Source organism: Bacillus sp. EAC (assembly GCF_002156875.1).
Lineage (GTDB): Bacteria > Bacillota > Bacilli > Bacillales > Bacillaceae_G > Gottfriedia.
In genome coordinates this window covers 105,986-130,031 of record NZ_NCSY01000006.1, presented here as the reverse complement: position 1 = coordinate 130,031, position 24,046 = coordinate 105,986, and the positions used below count along the sequence as shown (strand labels likewise).

Genomic DNA, 24,046 nt, shown 5'->3' with positions numbered 1-24,046 from the left:
GGTATGGAAAAATTACCTTTAGCTGAATGGATTGATTTAATCGTTGATTGGATTATCAAATATTTCAATCCTTTTTTCAGTGCAGTTACAAACATCACCGAAACCATTTTGGAAATCCTTGTCAAGGTATTAGGACTCGGTCCTTCCATAGTTCTAATTTTATTGATTACAATAATCGCATGTTATACAAGTCGATGGACTGTTGGTCTATTTACATTGATCGGCTTGTTGTTAATAAATAATCTTGGCCTTTGGGATGCAACAATTGAGTCAATGGCGTTAATTATTTCGTCTGTTGTCATAACAGTTGTAATAGGTATCCCAATAGGAATCTGGGCTTCTCAAAAAGAAGGAGTAAAACAGGTTATTTCTCCTGTTCTTGATTTCATGCAAACAATGCCGGCATTTGTATACCTTATCCCATCAATTCTCTTTTTTGGAATCGGTGTTGTTCCTGGAATTTTAGCGTCCGTTATTTTCGCTGTTCCACCAACGATTAGGCTGACAAATCTAGGTATTCGAGAAGTGCCAAAGGAATTGATTGAAGCTTCAAATGCTTTTGGATCAACAACATGGCAAAAGCTATTTAAGGTACAGTTACCACTTGCTGCGCCTACTATATTAGCCGGTATCAATCAAAGTATCATGCTGTCTTTATCGATGGTTGTTATCTCCTCATTAGTGGGTGCACCTGGTTTAGGTGCAGAAGTGTACCGTGCAGTTACACAAATTAAGGTTGGGGAAGGTTTCGAAGCTGGTCTATCGATCGTCATCATTGCGATTATCTTGGACAGAATTTCCCAAAATTTACTTAAACCTGCCTATGGGAAAATAGTTACTAAAAAATACGTATATGGATTATTTTCACTAATCCTAACCATATCTATTATCGGAGTTGCTTTTACAGGGAACAAAGCTGAAAATGGCATTTCAAACAATGTTGGTGATTCGGTAAATTATGAAATCACAGGTATTGACCCTGGAGCAGGTCTGATGAAAGCAACAGAAAAGGCTATGGTTGATTATGATTTGAAGGGCTGGACCTTAAAAGAAGGTTCTTCTGCAGCTATGACTGCAGAATTGAAAAAAGCATATGAAAGAAAAGAACCAATCATTGTCACAGGGTGGACTCCTCATTGGATGTTTTCGAAATATAAGCTGAAGTATTTAGAAGATCCAAAAGGTTCATTCGGTAAAGATGAATCAATCCACACAATGGTCAGACAAGGATTAAAAGAAGAAAATCCAGGAGCATATAAGGTTCTTGACCAATTCTATTGGAAACCATCTGATATGGAAGAAGTGATGGTAGATATCCAGGGAGGAATGAAGCCACAGAAAGCAGCTGAGAATTGGGTGAAAAAACATCAGGATATTGTATCAAAATGGACGAATGGAGTACCACATGGGAAAAACGAAAAAATTAGTCTCGTCTATGTGGCATGGGAGTCAGAAATTGCTAGTACAAATGTGATTGGAACTGTCTTGAAAAATCAAGGTTATGACGTAACAATAAAACAAGTCGAAGCAGGTCCTATGTTTGCAGGAGTAGCCAATGGAAGTGCAGATGCATTAGTAGCTGCATGGCTTCCAACTACACACTTTGATTATATTAAAGAATATAAAAATAAATTGGTCGATCTTGGACCAAATTTAAAAGGTACTAAATTGGGATTAACGGTTCCTGAGTACATGGATATCGATTCGATTGAAGACCTGAAGAATAAGCAAAAATAAAGTCTGTATTGTCATATCTGAAAAGATGTAAAGGGTTAAAACAAAGTGCATATGCACTTTGTTTTAACCCTTTACTCCATTTTCTAGAACTGCTAATAATGCATGCTTTTGTTCTTCAGAAGCATGACTCCAGAAAACTTCTAAAAGGACTCCTAAACCTGGTAAAACTTTTTCTTCACCACTTTGAATGGCGTCAACGATTGTTGCCTCTAATTGATCACTATTATTCCCAGTAATATTGTGAAGAACTGCACCGCGAATGTTAAAATTCATTTTGAATTCTCCTTTCATATTAAGCTTTATGTAGTATTTGTAAACAGAAACAAATTTATGTATTATTAACGGTAAGATATACGTAGAAAGGTAAAGGAATTTTCATGAAACAAATTGATTCCATACAAAATACTTCTGTAAAAGCTTGGAAAAAGCTACATACAAAAAAAGGTCGAGATAAAGCAAAACAATTTATAGTAGAAGGATTTCATTTAGTTGAGGAGGCAATTAAACATGATGCCCCTATTCTCCATTTACTAATTTGTGAAGAAATTGATATGCCATCAAACTTTTCAACAGGATCTTTTGAGATTACTTATATTTCAAAAGAAGTTAGTAAAGAGTTAAGCGAAACAGAGACAACTCAAGGTATTTATGCGATTATTGAATTCTCATTTGTTAGAGTAGATTTTGAAAAAACTTCGAAAATATTACTAATTGATGAGGTTCAAGATCCAGGTAATGTCGGGACGATGATTAGAACTGCTGATGCTGCTGGCTATGATGCAGTTGTTTTAGGAACTGGTACAAGCGATTTATATAATTCAAAAACGATTCGTTCAACACAAGGATCTTTATTCCATTTACCAATCGTACGCGGAGATCTAGGTGAAACAATTATAAACTTGAAGGAAAAAGGAATGAAAGTATACGGAACTTCACTTCAAAATGCAAAACCGTTTAATGAAGTTAGCGTCTCATCTCGTTTTGCCATTATTGTTGGAAACGAAGGAAAAGGTGTTAATTCAAAACTCCTTTCTGAAACAGATGAAAATCTTTACATTCCCATTTATGGAAAAGCTGAATCATTAAATGTGGGTATAGCAGCTGGAATTTTAATGTACAGTTTATAGGCTACGTCAATTTAGAAAATGATATGAATATTTAGCACCAATTTTTGAATCATTAAATTCTTTTAAAAATATAGTTGAAGAGCAGTTGCATTAATTAGAAAATATCACTATAATAAGTTAAGAAAATTTAATACATAAAAGCATTGATAGAGAATAGTAAATTTAAATCTCTATTTAGGGAGAAAGTGTCGTAGACTGAAAGCACTTTTATAGAAGATCAAATTGAATTCACCTCTTGAGCTAGCGCCGGGACCATTTTTATAATGTAAAGGCGACTCGGTCTATCTAAGTAGATCGTTATATGAATGAAGTGAGCAGTTACTTTGTGTTTGCAATTATTAACTGTTAATTAGGGTGGTACCGCGATCAATCCTCGTCCCTTTTTGGGAGCGAGGTTTTTTTATGTTTAAAATTAAAAAAATTGAAAAATGATTAGGAGGATTATTCATGCAAGAGCGTTTAGTTTCTTTACAAGAAGAAGCAATTAAGCAAATTGAAGAAGCACAAGATTTAAAAGCATTAAATGAAGTACGAATTGCTTATCTTGGAAAAAAAGGTCCGATTACTGAGGCAATGAAAGCAATGAAGGATTTGTCTCCTGAAGAGCGTCCAAAAATGGGAGCAGTTGCAAATGAAGTACGTGCAGCGATCCAAGAAAAACTTGAAGCGAAGCAAGTTTTACTAGAGCAAAATGCTATTAACGAAAAATTAGAAAGTGAAAGCATTGACGTTACCCTTCCTGGTCGTCCAGTTGGCTCTGGTGGTGTACATCCTTTAAGAGCAGTTATTCAAGAAATCGAGGACCTATTTATTGGAATGGGTTATGAAATTGCTGAAGGTCCAGAAGTTGAAAAAGACTATTACAATTTCGAAGCATTAAATTTACCAAAAGGTCATCCGGCACGTGATATGCAGGATTCATTTTATATAACAGAAGAAACATTAATGAGAACTCATACTTCTCCAGTGCAAGCTAGAACGATGGAAGCAAATGTTGAAAAAGGTCCAATAAAAATTATTTGTCCTGGTAAAGTGTACCGTCGAGACGATGATGATGCAACGCATTCACACCAATTTATGCAAATTGAAGGATTAGTAATTGGTGAAAACATTTCAATGAGTGATTTAAAAGGGACATTACAACTTTTTGCGAAAAAGATGTTTGGTGAAGATCGTGAAATTCGATTACGTCCAAGTTTCTTCCCTTTCACTGAGCCATCAGTAGAGATGGACATTTCTTGTATGAAATGTGGTGGAAAAGGCTGTAATATGTGTAAGCAAACTGGCTGGATTGAAATTTTAGGTGCTGGAATGGTTCATCCAAATGTACTTGAAATGGCAGGTTATAATCCAAAAGAAGTTCAAGGTTTTGCTTTCGGTATGGGACCAGAACGTATCGCATTATTAAAATATGGTATTGATGATATCCGTCATTTCTATACGAACGATATTCGATTCTTAAAGCAATTCCAACAAATGTAAGGTAGGAGGGGACAAAACATGTTTGTATCAACTAAATGGTTACAAGAATACGTTGATTTAAGTGGTGTTACACCTGAAGAACTTGCGAAATTAATAACAAAAGCAGGTATTGAGGTTGAAGGGGTAAATAATCTTTCTGAAGGAATCAAAAATGTTGTAGTAGGTTATGTAATGGAACGCGAACAACATCCTGAGGCTGATAAATTATCAAAATGTACAGTTGATGTTGGAGAGGAACAACCTGTACAAATTATTTGTGGAGCACCTAATGTTGCGAAAGGTCAAAAAGTCATCGTAGCAAAAGTAGGAGCTGTATTACCAGGTAATTTTAAAATTAAGAAGGCTAAATTACGTGGTGAAGTATCTGAAGGAATGATTTGTTCACTTCAAGAACTAGGAATTGAAGGTAAGGTAGTCGCAAAAGAATTCTCTAATGGTATCTTTGTATTACCGAATGATGCTGAAGTAGGAGCGGACGCTTTAGAGGTTTTACATCGCGACGATGCTGTATTGGAATTAGGTCTAACACCAAATCGTGCAGATTGTTTAAACATGATTGGAGTAGCGTACGAAGTAGCTGCCATTTTAGATCGTGAAGTAAAACTACCATCAGTAAAAGCTGATTCCACTTCAACTGCTGATTATGTTTCTGTTTCAGTAAAATCGAAAGAAGATGCTCCTTACTATAGCGCAAAATTAGTAAAAGGTGTGAAAATTGGACCTTCTCCACTTTGGATGCAAGCACGTTTAATGAGTGCAGGGATTCGTCCAATTAATAATGTTGTTGATATTACGAATTATATTTTAATTGAATATGGTCAACCACTTCATGCTTTTGATTATCATAAATTAAATAGTAAGCAAATTATCGTTCGCCAAGCTAATGAGAATGAAACAATTGTTACATTAGATGGTGAAGAAAGATCATTACAGCCACATCATTTAGTTATTTCGACAGAAAAAGAAGCTGTTGCGATTGCAGGAGTAATGGGTGGTCAAAATACGGAAGTAGATGAAGAAACGGTAGATGTATTAATTGAATCAGCTGTTTTTAGAGGTCAAAGTGTTCGTCAAACATCAAAAGATTTAGGTTTGCGTAGTGAATCAAGTGCTCGTTTTGAAAAAGGTATCGATGCATCTCGTACGTTCCCATCTTCAGAACGTGCTGCCGAGTTAATGGCAGAACTTGCTGGTGGGACTATCGTAGATGGCATAGTAATTGCTGATCACTTAGCAGATGAAGTTAAAACTGTTTCTGTTTCTGTAACTAAAATAAATGGTGTACTTGGCACATCTATTGATGCTGCAACTGTAAAAGATATATTCCGTCGCTTACGCTTAGAAGCAATACAAGACGGAGAGGTATTCACTGTAACTGTACCAAGTCGTCGTGGAGATATTTCAATTGAAGAAGATTTGGTAGAAGAAGTAGGAAGATTATATGGATACGATCATATTCCAGCTACTCTACCAACTGGTGTTGCTAGCCGTGGACAATTAACTCCATATCAAGCAAAACGTAGAAAAATACGTCAATTTTTACAACATACAGGACTTTTTGAAGCAGTTACTTATTCTTTAACAAGTAATAGTAAGGTAAAACGATTTGCTCTGGAATCTGGAGATGCTGAGCCTGTGCGCTTATCATTACCAATGAGTGAAGAGCGTAGTGAATTACGTTTTAGTTTAGTTCCTCATTTATTAGATGCTGTTTCATATAATGTAGCTCGTAAAGAAGAAAATGTTCAATTATTTGAAACTGGTTCAGTATTCTTAACGATGGAAAAGAATGAACTTCCGCGTGAAGAAGAATACTTAGCGGGGGCTTTAACTGGTTTATGGTTACAACATGCTTGGCAAGGTGAGAAAAAAGTCGTTGATTTTTATGTTGTAAAAGGTATTTTAGATGGATTATTTAATGAATTAGGCCTAACAAGTAAAATTTCATATGTAGCAGCTAAAAAAGATGAGTTACACCCTGGTCGTACAGCAAGTATTTTATTAAATGGGGAAGAAATTGGTTTTATCGGTCAAGTTCATCCAGTTACTCAAAAAGAGTGGGATATTAAAGAGACTTATGTATTCCAATTATCACTTGCAAAATTATTAACTACTGAATTTGATGATATTTTATATAATGCAATCCCTCGATTCCCATCTATGAATAGAGATATGGCATTGGTAGTGGATTCTTCAGTTTTTGCAGGAGATATTCTTACTACCATCAGATCAGCTGGTGGCAAACTTTTAAAAGACGCTACTATTTTTGACTTATATGAAGGAGAAAAAATGGAAGCTGGTAAAAAATCAGTGGCATTCTCATTAACTTACTTTGATCCTGAACGTACATTAACAGATGAAGAAGTAACTAAATCTCATTCAAAAGTACTAAAAGCAGTCGAAGAAACACATAGTGCTCAATTAAGAGGATAAAATTTATACGCGTTGAATTGTTGGCTGATTATCGTACTTTTCCATAGAGTATCATAAGCCCGAATAATGATATATTTGTAAATAAAATATCATCATAATGACAATTTATATTAATAACAAAAAACCAGTAATCTTAGATTTCTGGTTTTTTTGTTGGGTGAATACTCTATTAATAAATTTTAATAGAGTATTCACCTATTTTTTGACTCATTTTTATGGTGTGAATGAACCAATTTGTCCTTTTTTTATACTATAAATTGTACAAATAAAATTTAATATAAGAGGTGTATTTTAATTGCCATTACCACCAATCCCACCAATGCCGCCACAACCACCTTTCCCTCCATGTGGTCCGACAGGCCCGACTGGCCCAACAGGTCCAACTGGCCCAACTCCTCCTTTCGGATTTGGCACGACAGGTCCAACTGGCCCAACAGGTCCACAAGGTGAAAGAGGAAAAAGAGGAAAAGAAGGAGAAGACGGAGATAGAGGAAAAAGAGGTCCAATGGGACCAATGGGTCCACAAGGAGTACCAGGAACACCAGGAACACCAGGAACACCGGGAACACCTGGAACAGCAGGAGCAACAGGAGCAACAGGAGCAACAGGTGTAGGAACAACAGGTCCAACAGGTCCAACGGGTCCTTCAGGAGGTCCTCCAGGCCCAGTAGGAGCAACAGGTCCAGCAGGAGCAACAGGTCCAGCGGGAGCAACAGGTCCAGCAGGTTCAACAGGAGCACCAGGAGCAACAGGCCCAGCAGGTCCAGCAGGTCCGACAGGATCAGCAGGCCCAGCAGGAATACCAGGAGCAACAGGTCCAGCAGGCCCACAAGGAACACCAGGTCCACAAGGAGCAACAGGCCCAGCAGGAATACCTGGTCCAACAGGAGCACCAGGAACACCAGGAACACCAGGAGCACCAGGTCCAACAGGCCCAGCGGGAGCAACGGGTCCAGCAGGTACAACAGGAGCAGCAGGTACAACAGGAGCAGCAGGAGCAACAGGAGCAGCAGGAGCAACAGGAGCAGCAGGAGCAACAGGAGCAGCAGGGGCAACAGGCCCAGCAGGAGCAACAGGCCCAGCAGGAGCAACAGGCCCAGCAGGTCCAACGGGAACAGCAGGAGCAGTAGGAGCAACAGGCCCAGCAGGTCCAACGGGAACAGCAGGAGCAACAGGAGCAGTAGGAGCAACAGGCCCAGCAGGAGCAACAGGTCCAGCAGGAGCAACGGGAACAGCAGGAGCAACAGGTATACCAGGAACGGGTGCAATTATTCCGTTTGCATCAGGTGCACCAGTTGTGATGTCTACAATTTTAACTGGATTAGCAGGAACAGCTGGTCTTGTAGGATTTGGAAGTTCAATTCCGAATGTTGCATTACTACCAGGCCCAGCGATTAATTTAACTGGAACTGGATTGCCAACTGAAGTTCTTGATTTTGCATTCTCAATGCCTAGAGCTGGTATAATTACGTCTATTTCAGCATCTTATAGTAACGTAGTAGCTTTGGCTCTTTTAGGAACAAATATTGTGGTCACTGCACAATTATATAGTGCACCAGCAAATAGCAATAACTTTACTCCAGTTGCAGGTGCAAGCGTCACATTACCAGCTCTAGTAGGTCCACTTTCATTAGGTCAAATTACGAGCGGTATTGCTACAGGATTAGTAATACCAGTAGCTGCACAAACTCGTTTAATGATGGTATATACTGCAACTGCAAATGGTGCTAGTCTTATTAACGTAGTTACGGGATACGCTAGCGCAGGAGTAGCAATAAATTAATTTATAAATAGATAGTAAAAAAATAGGAATAAAAATTTGACTCTACCAAACTAGATTACAATTGACTATCAGTGATAGGAATTGAATCTAGCAGGTAGGGTTTTTTTGCGGATTTTTAATAGAAATAGTATTTATATCCAAACCAACTTGTCCACTTTTAATACTATAAAGTGTACGTCAAATATATTTTGGAGGTGTATCTATTTGCCAATACCACCAGGCCCACCAGGGTCACCTAATCCAGTTCCTCCAGGACCTACAGGAGTAACGTTTCCGCCGGCTCCTCCAGGACCTACAGGAATTACAGGGATTACAGGCCCACCAGGCCCACCAGGCCCACCAGGTCCAACGAGTCCAACGGGTCCAACGGGTCCAACAGGAGCAACAGGAGCAACGGGAGCAACAGGCGAAACAGGAGCAACCGGTGCAACTGGACCAAGTGTTCTTGCTGACGGATTCTCTGCTTTTCTTCCGACAGTAAATACTGCTGCAAGTACGCAATTAATAAACTGGAGCGTAACAAATCCTCAATACGGAAATGCATCGTTTAACCCAGTTACTGGTAATTTTACAGTACCTGCAACAGGTAGATATGTATTTGAAGCAACGATTAACTACTCAACAACTGCGACTTTAACTGTAGGAATCGGAGCAGGTATAAATCCTTCATTTGTTATTCGAAGAACTTCGCCGGCTACTACTGATTTATTAAGCGGATTAATTCCAATATTAGATGTAAATATATTAGCAGTATTGAATTTGAGAGCAATCCTTGGAGATGGTGCTGTCACTATCACAGGCGATTTAGTTCTTACTGCAGGAGATGTCATTGGTCTCTTCTATGTAGCAGATGGATTGACAATTCCACTTACACTTGGTGGAAACAATACAGCAGGTATTTATTGGGCTGTTCATCGTATTCTTTAACTCTGAGTTTAAAGAATAATAGTGTAAGTAAAATTTGATATAGTCCTCATTTATGATTCAATAGTTATCTATTGGAAATATAAATGAGGATTTTCTTTTAAGAAAGTAAGGGTTGGATCGAAATTTTACCAAGTAAGCTTTTAATACAAGCAAATTATTCTCAAGTTGAATATGTTAATTAATGCTATTGATTGTTTTGTTTTAAGTTTGAGTTAGGATGTGTATAGATTGAAAGGAATCATACTTGCTGGTGGAAATGGAACGAGATTGTATCCTTTAACGATGGTAATTTCTAAACAATTATTGCCTATTTATGACAAACCTTTAATTTATTATCCACTCTCTATTTTAATGCTTGCCGGAATCCGAGACATCTTAATAATTTCTACCCTCCAAGATATGCCACGATTTAAAGAGTTATTAGGAGATGGTTCGGATCTTGGAATAAATATAGAATTTATAGCACAAGAGAAGCCTGAAGGAATTGCTCAAGCATTTATAATTGGAGAGGAATTTATTGGGGAAGATTCCGTTGCCTTAATACTAGGAGATAATATTTTTTATGGTCATGATTTTACAAAAATACTTGAAAGGGCTGCTTTATTAAACGAAGGAGCATTAGTATTTGGATATCATGTCAATGATCCACAAAGATTTGGAGTAATAGAATTTGATCGAAATGGAAAAGTGATTTCGATAGAGGAAAAACCAATTGTGCCAAAGTCTACCTATGCAGTGACTGGATTATATTTTTATGATAATAGAGTAATAGATATTGCTAAGCAGATCAAACCATCCGCTAGAGGGGAATATGAAATAACAGATATAAATGAACATTATTTAAATAATGGACAATTGAATGTTGAAATATTAGGTAGGGGTTTTGCATGGTTAGATACTGGAACTCATGAATCATTAATTCAAGCTTCAACATTTATTGAAATGATTCAAAAAAGACAGAGTTTACGAATTTCATGTATCGAAGAAATTGCATATCGCAAAGGTTATATTTCGTTGGAGCAATTAAAAATCCTTACAAAGCCTTTAGAGAAAAGCGATTATGGAAAATATCTACTTTATATAATTGAATTAGCAGAATCAACGAAATAAATCAATGCCGGGACTAGTTCGTTAATGCTCAATAGTCAACTGTCATTCAATGGAGTATAAAAAATCTATTGAGATAATCGAAGAAAATTAACATAATTTGAAGCACAAAATAGAAAAATTATTTCATATCATTTTATTAATAAGATGCTGTTAAATTATAGGAAGCCTTTAAAGCGAAATTTAAGAAGGTGCTTAAAGAATGAAAACTAGTATTATTATCTTAACTTATAATCAATTAGACGTATCAAAAAAATGCTTTGAAAGTATTGAAAAATATACGAATAAAGATCAAATAGAGATTATAGTCGTTGATAATGGATCCACCGATGGAACTAGAGAGTATTTAAACAGTATGGAATCAATTATTACAATTCTGAATGATAGGAATATGGGATTTGCAAAAGGATGCAATCAAGGGGTCAAAGTTGCAACAGGTGATAATATTTTATTTTTAAATAATGACACAATTGTAACTGAAAATTGGTTGGATGCTATGCTCGATCTTTTATATAGTCACGAGAAAATCGGGATGGTTGGACCTGTGAGTAACTATGTAAGTGGATTACAAAAGGTTCAAGTCGACTATCAAACAGATAATGAAATAAACGCTTTTGCGATAAACTACTGTGAAAAGGTAAAGGGAAAGTCAAAGCAAGTTTTAAGATTAGTTGGATTTTGTTTATTAGTAAAACGTGAATTAATGGATATCTTAGTCGGATTTGATGAAAGATTTAGGCTAGGATCATTCGAGGATGATGACATTTGTTTAAGAACCGTTTTAGAAGGGTATGAATTGCGTATCGCTTTAGATTCATTTGTACATCATTTTGGACATGTGACTTTTCAGGGGAATACTGATATTAATATGAACCAGCTATATTTCGAAAATCGGATAAGGTATATTGAAAAATGGGGAAATAAGTTAATTGATACTGCTTATCCAAAGATAGAAATTATTGAAATGGTTCCTAAAGATGTAGGTAGAGTTTTAGAAATTGGATGTTTAGCTGGCGCAACTGGATTGGAAATTAAGAACCGTTACAATTGTGAATTATATGGAGTTGAGTCAAATTCCGAACTAGCTTCAATCGCTAAGCAATTTTATAATAATGTGGATCAGTTAAATACAGAAGATACAAATTTTAGTTATTCACACGAGTATTTTGATGTCATCTTACTTGATAATATTCTTCAGAATCTAAAAGAACCGTGGAATTATATAAATGAAATTAGTAAATTTTTAAAACCTAACGGTTCTATTATTTGTAGAGTACCAAATGTCTCGCATGGTGAAGTTCTTTTTCAATTATTAAATGGAGATTGGAACTATATTCATGCAGGTATATTAAATAAAAATCATCTTAGATTTTTTACACCAAAATCGATAAGAAATTTATTCCCTTCTTATACATTCGAAATCGTTTCTATAAACAATGAAAATATTAATGTAGATAAGAATATAAAATTATTTTTTGAAGAGGTTGTACACTTAGCGTATAGTTTTGGTATACAACTAGATCAGTTAACCTCTAATCTCGAAGTGTACCAAATGCTATTACATGTAAAAAAAATAAATAACTAAAAAGGTAGTTGAAAATATCAACTACCTTTTTTTATTTTATTGCTTCTGTTAATGTATATTGTTGATATTTAAATAAAGGCTACCTAAAAAAATGTTTTCATTGAGATTGACGTAAAGAAGACAATTTATAAATATAAGAATTTGATTGAAGCGTAAGGGGCTCGACTCCTGTGGGAGTTGTGTGACAGTTGAGACCCCACAGGCGCATAGCGCCGAGGAGGCTAAAGCAGCACGACCCACGGAAAAGCGAGCATCCTATCGTTCCAATCAACAATCTTTTATAACAGAGCCATTTTATTAAGAAAATCTACATTAAAGCAATAGAAAAATCACTTTCCGCAGGGCAGGCAGTGAGCTTAACTTTCTCTGCGAAATCGAACCTTCTGATCCAATTCATTTCTTCACGTTCAGTTTGCCTCAACAATTCAAAACAACAATTTAAAGAAAAGAGGCTATTTATTTAAGAGATTAGTAAAGTAAGTTCGATTTGATAAAATACTAGGATGAGCTGGAAAATATTTCAAAGCTATTTCATTGTGATTATAAGCTAGTTCATATTTACCAACTTTATCATAGCAAACTGCTAGTTGAAGATGAGGTAGCCAAGTTGAACAAGAAGGGTTACAGCTTTTTAATCTCTCATTAAATTTATTTAAAATGGCTTCTTTATACCAATAAATAGCAGAATCGTAATTATTTTTTTCTAAAAATAAATATCCAAGTCTACAGCAAGTTTCAGGATGAGTCTTACCATATTGAAGTGCTTTCAATAACCAAGTCTGTTCCAGTTCGTTTAAATTTAAGTGGTGATAACAATTTGCAATATAATTACATGCTAAAATATTATGTTCTTCAAAAGTTTGATTTGTTCTTAAAAATTTTAAAAAATATTTGATTGCTTTATCATATTGATTATCATCACTTAAGGCTTTAGCGTAATAAAATAAATCTCTTGGTGAGAATTGTATATCATGACTTATCATTTTTCCATATACAATTAAGTTAGTTTTATTGTCATTAGTATATGGTAGGTTCGAAATTTCAATATCGGAAATTAAAACGGGATTAGTTAAAGATAATTCATCGAAATTCTCTTTATTAATAGAAAGTGTACTCTCTCTACATAGTATTCTAGTAAGCAATTGGTCAGTTACGGAGTTAAGATTATAATTTATCGATAGATTTTTCATAGTATTAGAATTAATGGTTTGTTTTAATTGTAGGAACTTCAGTCGACTTTCATCAAGTAATACTTCACTTGGTTTTAACCAAAATAAAAAGTCCTTTGTTGCTAAACTAAATAAATAGTTTATTGATTCTTCATAACTCTGAGTTGAATCAAAACTGTGAATGTGATTTGTAAATTTTGTAGCTAGATCTAACGTTCTATCAGTAGAATTTAAATCAACTAGTATAATTTCATCCACTAAATCAAAAACCGAATTTAAACATCTCTCAATTACCGCCTCGTCGTTTTTAACAATCATACATAAACTAATCGTTATCAAAATATCACTCTTTTCTAAATTAATCCAAACTAATAACGGAATATGACATTCGGTTTTTGAAATTGTATAGATAACTGGAAGGAAATTAGTAAAATAACTAACAGTGAATTATTGCTCTTTAAAGTAGTTTCGGAAATATTCTTGATTATAAATGACAGAGGGATTACTCGGAGCATAGCTAGCTGCTATGTCATTGTGTTTTTTAGCAGTGAGTTGGTCGCCTAAACGACTATAGCATAGACATAATTGTAAGTGGGGTAGCCAGGTGTAACAAACTTGATTAATAAATGGGCTATTTGCTGGTAAATCAATCAATGTAGCTATTTTATACCATGAAATTGCACGAGGATAATCACCCTGTTGAAGGTAGATATAGCCAAGTCGGCAACAATTTTCACCTCGAGGGCTATCATAACTAAAGGATCTTAGACAGCTACTAATTGCTTCTTCGTTTAAATCTAAATTTAAATAGCAATCTGCCATTTTACCACAAGCCTGTATATTATCTTCGTACCATCCTTCTCCTTCATCTAGAAAATTCCGATACCATTCAATGGCAGTTTCATATTTTTTATGATCTAAACATTCATTTGCGTAATAATATTTATCTCGGGGACTTAACGGTTTACCTGATGAAATTGACTTTTCATAAATTCTTAAGTTGCGATCAGAATATTCTTTATCTTTTTGATGTATGATCGCAGCATCGGACTGAATAATTTCGCCGTACACCTCTAAGTATTCATGAACGAAGCCAAACCATTTAAAATTTCTGCTACGCTTCACAATCCGGTTTCGTACCGAACTAAAACTTGGATTGCCATCTTCATCAAATGTAAGATGATATTTCATTGCAACAGCGTCAACGTTTGTACTTAATGATTTTTTTAGTTCAAGTAATTTATTTGCATTTTCTTTTGTGATGATATCATCGGCGTCTAACCATAGAATATAATCCTTAGTTGCCTTTGAAAACGCGTAATTCCTAGCTGCTGAAAAATCATCTATCCATTTAAAATCAAAAATACAATCTGTAAATTTCTTTGCAATTTTTTTAGTATTATCGGTTGATCCAGTATCAACAATTACGATTTCGTCTACGATATTAGAAATAGATGATAGACATCTTGTAAGAACAGATTCTTCGTTTTTAACAATCATACAAAGACTTAATGTAATCGAGTTCTTCTTCATAAATTCCACCTCAATTTCTATGTTATTAAGGTTGTCATAAAAAGGTGCTTTTTTAGATGAATGAAAAAATGATTACAGTAAGATCTTAATTAACTTTTTTGATTATTTTGAATTAAACAAATAAAATTTTACTTTATTTGTTATACTTAATTTAAAATAAGTTTGATTTAGATCGTTTATTTACATATTTACATATTTACTAAATAACATTGATAAGAGGATTTGAAATGAGTTTAATAGATACACTGAATTTAAAAGAAGGAATAAAAATAGAAAAACCGATTATTAGTAAGGATGGAAAAGTATTAGTACGTGAAAATATTCCTTTAACAAAAGAAATGCTGAATCGATTAAAAAAGTTTGATTTCAAAGATATCGAATTAAATGATGAAAATTCGGAAAGAATTGAGACATCGTTAAATAAAAGAGAAGTTCTTAATGAAATAGAAAAAGTTTATACGAATGTATCAAATATTGAAAATGGATTAAGTGTTGAATTTGTCTCACAGAATTTCTTTCCGATTGTAGATCAATTAATAGAAGAAACTTCCAAAAAGAGAGATTTATCTTCATTACTCTCAACTGTTTATGAATACGATAATTATCTTTATGAACACTCATTAAATGTAGCTCTGTATGTTTTAGCTATTGGGAATGAACTGAGATTAATAAAAGAAGACTTAAAAATGCTAACTTTAGGTGGACTTCTACATGATATTGGTAAATTAAGTATTCCTAAAGAAATTCTACTTAAAGAAGGTCCATTAACTAACGAAGAGTTTTCTATCATAAAAACCCATCCTGTATTAGGATATCAAATGTTAACTGAAAATCCTGGTTTGCCAAAAATTATACTCAAAATGGTAATGGAGCATCATGAAGCTCTAAATGGAACAGGTTATCCAAGAGGAATAAAAGAACCATTTATACACCCTTTTTCAATGATTATAAGTGTAGCTGATATATTTGATGCACTTACAACAAATCGTTCATATCGAAAAGCATATCTTCCTCACCAAGCCTTAGAAATTTTATATACTATGGTGGCGACTAAATTAAATATTAAATATGTGGAAGCATTCCGTAGTGCCGTTTACGTTTACCCTAAAAAAACATTCCTTAGCTTAAATGACGGTAGGAAAGGGTATGTAATTCAGCAAAATGAAGGATTAAATGATCGACCAATTATTAGTATTTATGAGGAAAATGGGAAAGCAATATTACCATATAATTTAGATTTAAGTGTAGAGTTAACTACTTATGTTGTTGATGTTTTAAAAAAATAAGCTCTGTTAGTGAACTACATTGATATGCCTAAAATGTCATTTTTTATTAAAAATTTCTTGTTATATTTTATTGAATATGATTAAATGATAAAAATGAATATTGAAAATTTTTTGATGAAGAGAGTAGTCTTATCAACGGTCTTTTAGCGAATTAGGGATAGTGAAAGCCTAATAGAACGAGTAAGATGAAGCGCACTTTGGAGAAGCGGTCTGAATTAGTAGTAGGACTATGCCGGGGAAGACCTCGTTAACAAAATTAAAGTTGGTTCAAGTATATTGAGCAATTAGAGTGGTACCGCGGATTATTTAAACCCGTCTCTTTTTATAAGAGACGGGTTTTTTATTTTATTATCAAGAGAGGATTGATGACGGATGAATTATGAATTACTGTACAGTGAACAATTAGAAAAAGCATTAAATGGTGCATTAACAATTACTGAAATTAGTGAGTTAATCGAAAAACCAAGTTATGTTGATCAAGGTGATTTAGCATTTCCTTGTTTTCAACTCGCTAAAAAATTAAAAAAATCACCTGTAATGATTGCAAATGAATTGGCGCCACTAATTAAGGGGGAGGTAATTGAAAAGGTTGAGGCGAACGGACCATATGTTAACTGCTTTTTAAACAAAAAAGTAGTTAGTAAACAAGTAATTGATATCGTATTAAATCAAGGAAAAGAATATGGTAATAAAGTACTTGAAAAAGAAAAAACAATTGTAATCGATTGCTCCTCTCCTAATATAGCAAAGCCTTTTTCAATGGGGCATATACGCTCAACAATGATCGGAAATTCTATCGGTAAAATTGCAGAGAAAAATGGATATAAAGCAATAAAGGTTAACCATTTAGGAGACTGGGGAACACAGTTCGGAAAGCTAATTGTTGCATATAAGCTTTGGGGAAATGAGGAGAGTGTAAAGGCAAATCCGATTAAAGAGCTATTAAAATTATATGTAAAATTTCACGAAGAGGTAAAACAATTACCGAACCTTGAAGAAGAAGCAAGAAGTTGGTTTAAACAATTAGAAGAAAAGAATGAAGAAGCGATAATAATATGGCAGTGGTTTCGAGAGGAATCACTTAAAGAATTCATGATGGTATATGATTTATTAGGCGTAGAATTTGATAGTTTTAATGGAGAAGCTTTCTATAATGACAAAATGGATCGAATTATCAAATTACTTGAAGAAAAAGAATTATTAGTGGAATCTGAGGGTGCCGATGTAGTTGAAATGGTAGAAAAAGATTTACCTCCGTGTTTAATTCGTAAGTCAGACGGCGCAACTTTATATGCTACAAGAGATTTAGCAGCGGCACTTTATCGTAAAGAAACATATGATTTTGATAAAGCTGTTTATGTTGTAGGTGGAGAACAAGCCCTACATTTTAATCAAGTATTTACTGTGTTAAATAAAATGGGATTCACATGGTCAGAAAATATGGTTCATGTTCCTTTTGGACTAATCCTTCAAGATGGTAAAAAAATGTCAACTCGTAAAGGGAAAATTGTTTTACTTGAAAAGGTAATTGAAGAAGCTATTAGTTTAGCAAATAAAAATATTGCAGAAAAAAACCCTTCTTTGAATAATAAAGAAGAAGTTGCGGAAATGGTTGGAGTTGGAGCAATTATTTTCCAAGATTTAAAAAATGATCGAATGAATAATTTTGAATTTTCACTGGAAAAAATGCTGAAATTCGAAGGAGAAACAGGACCATATGTCCAATATTCATTTGCTAGAACTAACTCAATTTTATCTAAAGCTGATAATCCTGATTTGAGCAAACAAGATGGATTGGATGATACTTATAGTTGGGAGATCATCAAATTACTACTAGAGTTTCCTAATAAAGTAACACGTAGCTTTGATCAATTTGAGCCATCTATTATTGCAAAGTATACTATTGATCTTGCTCAAGCTTTTAACAAATATTATGGAAATACACATATTTTAACAAACGATGATCAATTAGAAAGTAGACTTGCATTAGTAAAAACTGTTTCGACTATCTTAGAAGAAGGTCTGAGACTATTAGGAATACGTTCACCAAAAGAGATGTAATGATTAAAGCAGATATGTAAGGGATTGATTCTTTCATATCTGTTTTTTTATTTATGTGTTGAAAATGATTATCATTTCCATTTATAATAGATGAGTAAATGAAATCATACTAGGGAGATTAACTTTATATGTCAATATTAGAAGCAATTAAAAATAGAAGAACGATAAGAGATACTAAAAAAGATCCGGTTTCAGAAGAAATACTTATGGAACTCCTTGAAGCAGCTTCATATGCACCTTTTCATAGTAAAGAAGAACCTTGGCAATTCATTATGGTTTCAGAAGAAAAAGAAAAGGAATTTTACGCTTCAAAAATCGTAGATAGTTATCAACGTATGGAACTAACTGATACATATACAGTTGAAAAAATTAAAAAATCAGTGGAGTTTTTTAGTACGTATATAATTGAAACGCCAATGCATTTAATCATTACGACAGAACATACAGAAAATGAGAAAAAGAATTTAGAAGCGATAGGGGCAACTTGTTCTTTTGTTCAAAACTTACAATTAGCAGCGTGGGAAAAAAATATTGGGATGGTTTGGCGTACAAACCCTTATATTTTTGATAATCAATTTTATAATGAAATGGGTATTCCAGAAAATCGAAAAATTTTAGGGGCACTACACATCGGATATATTAATACACTACCTAAAGCAACGAAGAAGAGAAAACATCCAAGTGAATGGACAATAAAATTAAGTCAAAATATTACACTTTAAAATAAAAAAGAGTAACTGATGAAGATCAGTCACTCTTTTTTGTTTTAGGGTATATTTAAATATCAAGTTATACGAGCTTACTCTAAATTTTGTTATGTCTCGCTCCAGGTTGCTGACCAAGTTCCTTCAAAATTTCAGTTTAGAATACTTTAGTTGTCCAGTTTTCACCGTTCCATACATCTGTTACAAGGCCTTGGTAGAACTCAGGTTCGTGACAGATAATTAAAATACTACCTTTATATTCTTGTAATGCACGTTTTAATTCAGCTTTTGCATCAACGTCTAAATGGTTTGTAGGCTCATCGAGTACAAGTAAGTTTGTTTCTTCATTAATCAGTTTACATAAACGAACTTTTGCCTTTTCACCACCACTTAATACTGCAACTTTACTTTCAATATGTTTTGTTGTTAAGCCACATTTTGCAAGTGCTGCTCGAACTTCGTATTGCGTAAATGAAGGGAAAGTGTCCCATACTTCTTCAATACAAGTTTTATTATTATCGTTTTTTACTTCTTGTTCAAAATATCCGATATGAAGGAATTCTCCACGGTCAACTTCACCTGAAATTGGCTTGATATCTCCAAGTAAACTACGCATTAATGTTGTTTTCCCAATTCCATTTGCCCCAACTAGTGCAATTTTTTGACCACGTTCCATTCGTAAGTTTAATGGTTGAGAAAGTGGTTCATCATAACCAATCACAAGATTTTTTGCTTCAAACACTAGCTTGCCTGAAGTACGTGCTGGTTTAAAATGGAATTCTGGTTTTGGTTTTTCTCTAGCAAGTTCAATTACGTCCATTTTATCAAGTTTCTTTTGACGAGACATTGCCATATTTCGAGTTGATACACGAGCCTTGTTACGTGCAACAAAGTCTTTAAGCTCAGAAATCTCTTGCTGTTGACGTTTGAATGCGGATTCTAATTGAGATTTTTTCATTTCATAGATGCCCATAAAGTTATCGTAGTCACCTACATAACGATTTAATTCTTGATTTTCCATATGATAAATTAAATTAATTACACTATTTAAGAATGGAATATCATGTGAAATTAAGATGAACGCATTTTCATATTCATTTAAATAGCGTTTTAACCACTCGATATGTTGTTCATCCAGATAGTTTGTAGGCTCATCTAGTAATAAAATATCTGGTTTCTCTAATAGAAGTTTAGCAAGAAGAACTTTTGTTCTTTGACCACCAGATAATTCATTAACATCTCGTTCAAGGCCAATATCTTCTAAACCAAGACCACGAGCAATTTCTTCAACTTTTGCATCGATAATATAGAAATCATTATTAGTTAAAGTGTCTTGTAAAATGCCAACATCCTCAAGCATTTTTTCCATTTCTTCAGGAGTAGCGTCAGCCATTTTAACATATAAATCATTTATTTCGTTTTCCATATCAAACATATATTGGAATGCGCTACTTAACACATCGCGAATTGTCATTCCTGCTTGTAGGACGGCATGTTGATCTAAATAACCTACACGTACTTTTTTAGACCATTCTACTTTACCCTCATCAGGTTGTAATTTACCTGTTACGATATTCATGAAAGTTGATTTACCTTCACCATTCGCACCGATTAATCCGATATGTTCGCCTTTTAATAAACGGAAAGAAACATCATTAAATATTGCACGATCACCAAAGCCATGACTTAAGTTTTTTACAGTTAATATACTCATTAATCTACACCTTTTCTATTTTTTCATTTGCTAATATCGTTATGTTCCTTATAGAAGGAACAGAATTTAAACAGTCACTTTCTAATTATAGTCTGCAAGGCGGTATGTGTTCAATATTTTTTAAATGAAGTCTCTGTTAAACAAGATTAAAAATTTGCATGAGAATCCACTCTTATAGTGGAAAACCGCTAAGAGACACACGTTCGTTTCGATCTAAGGAGTCTCTGTTGCAATTTTTTGTATGAGTTTCGATGATTATCTATTTTATCAATTTGTCGAAAGTAACTTTAAAATACAACAGAGCTAATAGAAATTATTAACACGAAGTCACATAAAGAATTAAAATCAAATCGATTAATTGCATTTTACTGAACCTTTACAATTTTTGTCATACTAGTATTGCCACTTAAATCAGTAGCGTTTACCGTGATAGAAGAGCCGCTTTTTAATTCAGGAAATCTTATTGTGAAATTGCCAAATATATCTGATTTAGTTGAATATGTTTTCTGATTAATTTTGAATGTAATGTTACTATTTTTATCTGTTTTCCCACTTATTGTTTTAGTTTTCGGATTGTATGTGATTGTTTCTAAAGTGGGTACAGTTTTATCTTTTACGATAATTTCATTTTTAGCTCTATTAAGTAAATTTTTATTTATTACTGTGATTGTCAGTGTTCTACCAGATACCTGTAACGGAATTCTAATCGAAAAATTTCCAGAAGCGTTTGCTTGTCCTCGCGCAATTAGTTTTTGTCCGTTATTGATAATTATTTGTGCTTTTCCTTGTGTGAATCCGCTTATTTTAGTACTGTGATCAGATACTTCGTTTACAAATGGAGTAGTAATTGGTTTGGTAATTTTATAAATCGAACCATCGGACAAAGTAACAGTGTATTGGTCTTCTTTAAGTGAAAAATTAGATACTGTAATTGGAGTCGTACTAATACTAGTAAAATACTGTATGTTTTTACCATTTGATTCGAAATCGAGTTGTTTTATCGGGTAATATTGATTAAAACTCGTCGATGCAAATCCTCGTAATGGCGAGCTTTGACCAAAATATTCTGTGAAAATTGAAGACTTATGTTGTTTCAACGTAATTGTTTTATTCAATAAAATGGTAGTAGGATTTATTGCTTGAGTTAAAAGATCTTGTGCGATATTAAAAACTTGATTTGTTTTGTGAGAGATATCTGATAGTATTTCATCCTGAATTAATATGACTTTTTTTTCTTTTAAGTATATTAAAGTACGAAATACTGATACCCCATTATAAATTGTATGTTCACCAGTAATTATGACACTAGTAGAATTATCGATGAAATTTGAGATCTTCGTTTTACCTGCATTGTCAATTGAAATTGGATATGATTTTCCATCCACTGTCACAACATTATGAGCAAAAGTTGAACGCAAATACCTTTGGATAGGATCCTTCGTATCATAACTATATTTACCACTATCTATAAAAATCGGTTGTCCATTCTGCGTTAATAGAAAAGATAAATCATCAGCATGTTTGTGGACTGCACTAAAATTACTTGCATTAAAAACGATTGAAGAAGTGTTCAATCCAAAGCCATCTCGGATCACAACTACTGAATTAGAAATATTGTTCACTAGAGCGGGTTGTTTGCCATTTTTTCCACGCGTTAAAATATATTCATATTCAGGATCTAGCTCTGAAAAAGTAGTAGTGGTAGGTGCGTCGGTATAATCTGAATCGCCTATCCCTGGAAGTGTAAAATCAGATAAAACTAGCTTAGAAAAGGCATTTTGAGCTCTTAATATGAGTTTTGATAATTCATTATCCTTGGCTATTTGATTCATATCATTTATTAAGTCTAAAACGATAGAAAAATACATTGGACTGTGTTCTTTATGTAAGCCATCTTCAGTAAAATCTCGTTTAATATGCTCATTTGTTCTATTTATAGCGTTTTTTCTCCAGACTACACTTTCATCTTCTGCTGGGAAGTATGCGGAAAGTTCAAGTAATGCACGGTCTTGATATATTCCATGATTTGAACGGAAATTATAGTATTTTGAATCATTTAAGATTCTACCGTGTTTTCTTAGTATGGTTTTTAGATAATTTTTATTGCTTTCTGTAGCGATAGGGGAATTAGCATAAAAATGATAAAAATACATTAAATTATTCGTACGGTTTCCAATTGCATGTGCTTCGTACGTATATGAATCTGTTGCCTTATCAGGGTTATGATTGAATTGCCAAAAAGACTGAATTAAGCTCAAACCATAATTTAAATATTTTGTATCATTTGTCATTTCGTATGCATTTGTTAAATAGCTAAGTGTATCCATACTTTGATAATATAAGCGCCAAGTAGTCTTATGGTAGGGATCTTCTTTCCAGTTTATTGACTTATTTACTTTATAAGCTGGATAGTTTGGAGAAACAAAAAGTTCACCATTTAGAATTTGATTTGCATAATCTAATGTTTTTTCCGAAATTGAACTTCTCTTAGTTAGATAAATCTCTTTATTCTTTTCGGCAAAAGAATGGATGGAAGTAGAAATGAAAATTGATAAACTGAGTAAAGCAATCATAAAATTTCTCATAAATCCTCCAAAAATATTAATCTATTAATTTCTACATTATACAACACAAAAGCTAGAATTTTTTACCAATTCTTACAATTAATTAAAAAATCTCACAATGTGTAAGGAATGATTATGAATTAATAGAATTTGAGAGAAGAAGGATAGAATCATGTATAATAAAGATGAAATGTAATTGAAGGAGGAGTTATTATGTTTGGAAAAGTTGCAGCAGATATGCTTGGATTAAGTGATGTAGGTAGTGTGATTGATCCGAAAAATTATGACAAGGTTGACTCTGATGATTATGTAATGCATGAAGATGATGAAAAAGTATATTTTCTAATTAAGTCAAAAACTGATGAGTATTGCTTTACGAATAAAGCACTAATTCATTTAGATGGTACAAGTGCAATTAGTAAAAAACGTACACTGTATCGATATAATTATTACACTCATAAAATTTCACATGTTACTCTTGAAACAGCTGGGACAATTGATTTAGATGTCGAAATAAAATTTAATCTAGGTGGAAAAGAGTTTTCAATCGATGTTCATAAAAAACATATAGAAGAATTAAAGGATCTATATAAAGCATTGTTAATGATCGCAGAAATATGTCATGAAAATGAAATAGCACTAGGTTTTGCGAAAGAAAGTATTGAAATAGCATCTGCGACCTTAAGCCGAGTATCTACGAATGAAAATAGTCTCGTAAACAGCTTTAAAGAAATTAATGAAGCAACTTTTGAATGGTTAACTAAGTCTAGAGAGCAATATAAAGTGAAAGACTTTGGTTATGTTTTTGAAAAATATATTAATAATTAAATAGAC

At 33.7% G+C, this 24,046-nt stretch carries 17 protein-coding genes and 2 other annotated features; of the genes, 12 read left to right on the top strand and 5 right to left on the bottom strand.

Annotated elements, in window-relative coordinates:
* Positions 1 to 3 precede the first annotated feature (3 nt).
* A complete protein-coding gene (locus tag B7R65_RS21915; RefSeq protein WP_218780423.1) occupies positions 4 to 1,737 on the top strand; it encodes a glycine betaine ABC transporter substrate-binding protein in 1,734 nt (577 codons plus the stop codon).
* A 63-nt stretch (positions 1,738 to 1,800) separates the two neighbouring features.
* Here the strand turns inward: B7R65_RS21915 and sspI are convergent, their stop codons facing one another.
* Positions 1,801 to 2,010 (bottom strand): small acid-soluble spore protein SspI, encoded by a 210-nt coding sequence (gene sspI / locus B7R65_RS11740; RefSeq protein ID WP_088042974.1) that lies wholly within the window; start codon positions 2,008 to 2,010, stop codon positions 1,801 to 1,803.
* A gap of 104 nt (positions 2,011 to 2,114) precedes the next feature.
* Here sspI and B7R65_RS11735 point away from each other — a divergent pair, with 104 nt between their 5' ends.
* The 7 genes from B7R65_RS11735 to B7R65_RS11705 all read left to right on the top strand — a co-directional run bounded on the left by B7R65_RS11735 (position 2,115) and on the right by B7R65_RS11705 (position 12,181).
* A complete protein-coding gene (locus tag B7R65_RS11735; protein ID WP_088042973.1) occupies positions 2,115 to 2,864 on the top strand; it encodes a TrmH family RNA methyltransferase in 750 nt (249 codons plus the stop codon).
* A 134-nt stretch (positions 2,865 to 2,998) separates the two neighbouring features.
* Positions 2,999 to 3,248, top strand: a binding site (T-box leader).
* A gap of 63 nt (positions 3,249 to 3,311) precedes the next feature.
* Positions 3,312 to 4,346 carry a phenylalanine--tRNA ligase subunit alpha gene (pheS, locus tag B7R65_RS11730; protein WP_088042972.1) on the top strand — a complete coding sequence of 345 codons (1,035 nt, stop codon included), beginning with the start codon at positions 3,312 to 3,314 and terminating at the stop codon, positions 4,344 to 4,346.
* Between the two features lie 18 nt (positions 4,347 to 4,364).
* Entirely contained in the window at positions 4,365 to 6,779 is a 2,415-nt protein-coding gene (gene pheT / locus B7R65_RS11725; RefSeq protein ID WP_088042971.1) for a phenylalanine--tRNA ligase subunit beta, read from the top strand.
* A 295-nt stretch (positions 6,780 to 7,074) separates the two neighbouring features.
* Positions 7,075 to 8,562: an exosporium glycoprotein BclB-related protein gene (locus B7R65_RS11720; RefSeq protein ID WP_306298464.1), complete on the top strand. Its 1,488-nt coding sequence runs from the start codon at positions 7,075 to 7,077 to the stop codon at positions 8,560 to 8,562.
* Between the two features lie 204 nt (positions 8,563 to 8,766).
* A complete protein-coding gene (locus tag B7R65_RS21310; protein WP_218780429.1) occupies positions 8,767 to 9,489 on the top strand; it encodes a hypothetical protein in 723 nt (240 codons plus the stop codon).
* A gap of 228 nt (positions 9,490 to 9,717) precedes the next feature.
* On the top strand, positions 9,718 to 10,599 hold the full coding sequence (gene rfbA / locus B7R65_RS11710; RefSeq protein ID WP_088042970.1) for a glucose-1-phosphate thymidylyltransferase RfbA: 882 nt from the start codon (positions 9,718 to 9,720) through the stop codon (positions 10,597 to 10,599).
* 199 nt (positions 10,600 to 10,798) lie between these two features.
* A complete protein-coding gene (locus B7R65_RS11705) occupies positions 10,799 to 12,181 on the top strand; it encodes a bifunctional glycosyltransferase family 2 protein/class I SAM-dependent methyltransferase (RefSeq protein ID WP_088042969.1) in 1,383 nt (460 codons plus the stop codon).
* 452 nt (positions 12,182 to 12,633) lie between these two features.
* On the opposite strand, the gene B7R65_RS11700 is transcribed toward B7R65_RS11705, so the two are convergent.
* Together B7R65_RS11700 and B7R65_RS11695 are read right to left on the bottom strand one after the other, a co-directional pair.
* Positions 12,634 to 13,668: a glycosyltransferase gene (locus B7R65_RS11700; protein WP_218780422.1), complete on the bottom strand. Its 1,035-nt coding sequence runs from the start codon at positions 13,666 to 13,668 to the stop codon at positions 12,634 to 12,636.
* A 129-nt stretch (positions 13,669 to 13,797) separates the two neighbouring features.
* Positions 13,798 to 14,883 (bottom strand): tetratricopeptide repeat-containing glycosyltransferase family 2 protein, encoded by a 1,086-nt coding sequence (locus tag B7R65_RS11695; protein ID WP_256941284.1) that lies wholly within the window; start codon positions 14,881 to 14,883, stop codon positions 13,798 to 13,800.
* Positions 14,884 to 15,110: 227 nt separating this feature from the next.
* On the opposite strand from B7R65_RS11695, the gene B7R65_RS11690 reads away from it, so the two are divergent.
* From B7R65_RS11690 to B7R65_RS11680, 3 genes are all read left to right on the top strand, one after another.
* The gene (locus tag B7R65_RS11690; RefSeq protein WP_088042967.1) at positions 15,111 to 16,169 is read left to right on the top strand and encodes an HD-GYP domain-containing protein; all 1,059 of its coding nucleotides are present in this window, start codon (positions 15,111 to 15,113) and stop codon (positions 16,167 to 16,169) included.
* A 102-nt stretch (positions 16,170 to 16,271) separates the two neighbouring features.
* Positions 16,272 to 16,492, top strand: a binding site (T-box leader).
* A gap of 49 nt (positions 16,493 to 16,541) precedes the next feature.
* Entirely contained in the window at positions 16,542 to 18,230 is a 1,689-nt protein-coding gene (gene argS / locus B7R65_RS11685; protein ID WP_088042966.1) for an arginine--tRNA ligase, read from the top strand.
* Positions 18,231 to 18,358: 128 nt separating this feature from the next.
* Entirely contained in the window at positions 18,359 to 18,952 is a 594-nt protein-coding gene (locus B7R65_RS11680) for a nitroreductase family protein (RefSeq protein WP_088042965.1), read from the top strand.
* 139 nt (positions 18,953 to 19,091) lie between these two features.
* On the opposite strand, the gene B7R65_RS11675 is transcribed toward B7R65_RS11680, so the two are convergent.
* Together B7R65_RS11675 and B7R65_RS11670 are read right to left on the bottom strand one after the other, a co-directional pair.
* Positions 19,092 to 20,648, bottom strand: a complete 1,557-nt coding sequence (locus B7R65_RS11675; protein WP_088042964.1) for an ABC-F family ATP-binding cassette domain-containing protein — start codon at positions 20,646 to 20,648, stop codon at positions 19,092 to 19,094.
* Positions 20,649 to 21,013: 365 nt separating this feature from the next.
* The gene (locus B7R65_RS11670) at positions 21,014 to 23,233 is read right to left on the bottom strand and encodes a heparinase II/III family protein (RefSeq protein WP_088042963.1); all 2,220 of its coding nucleotides are present in this window, start codon (positions 23,231 to 23,233) and stop codon (positions 21,014 to 21,016) included.
* 192 nt (positions 23,234 to 23,425) lie between these two features.
* Between B7R65_RS11670 and B7R65_RS11665 the strand changes: the two genes are divergently transcribed.
* Entirely contained in the window at positions 23,426 to 24,040 is a 615-nt protein-coding gene (locus B7R65_RS11665) for a PH domain-containing protein (protein WP_088042962.1), read from the top strand.
* Positions 24,041 to 24,046 lie beyond the last annotated feature (6 nt).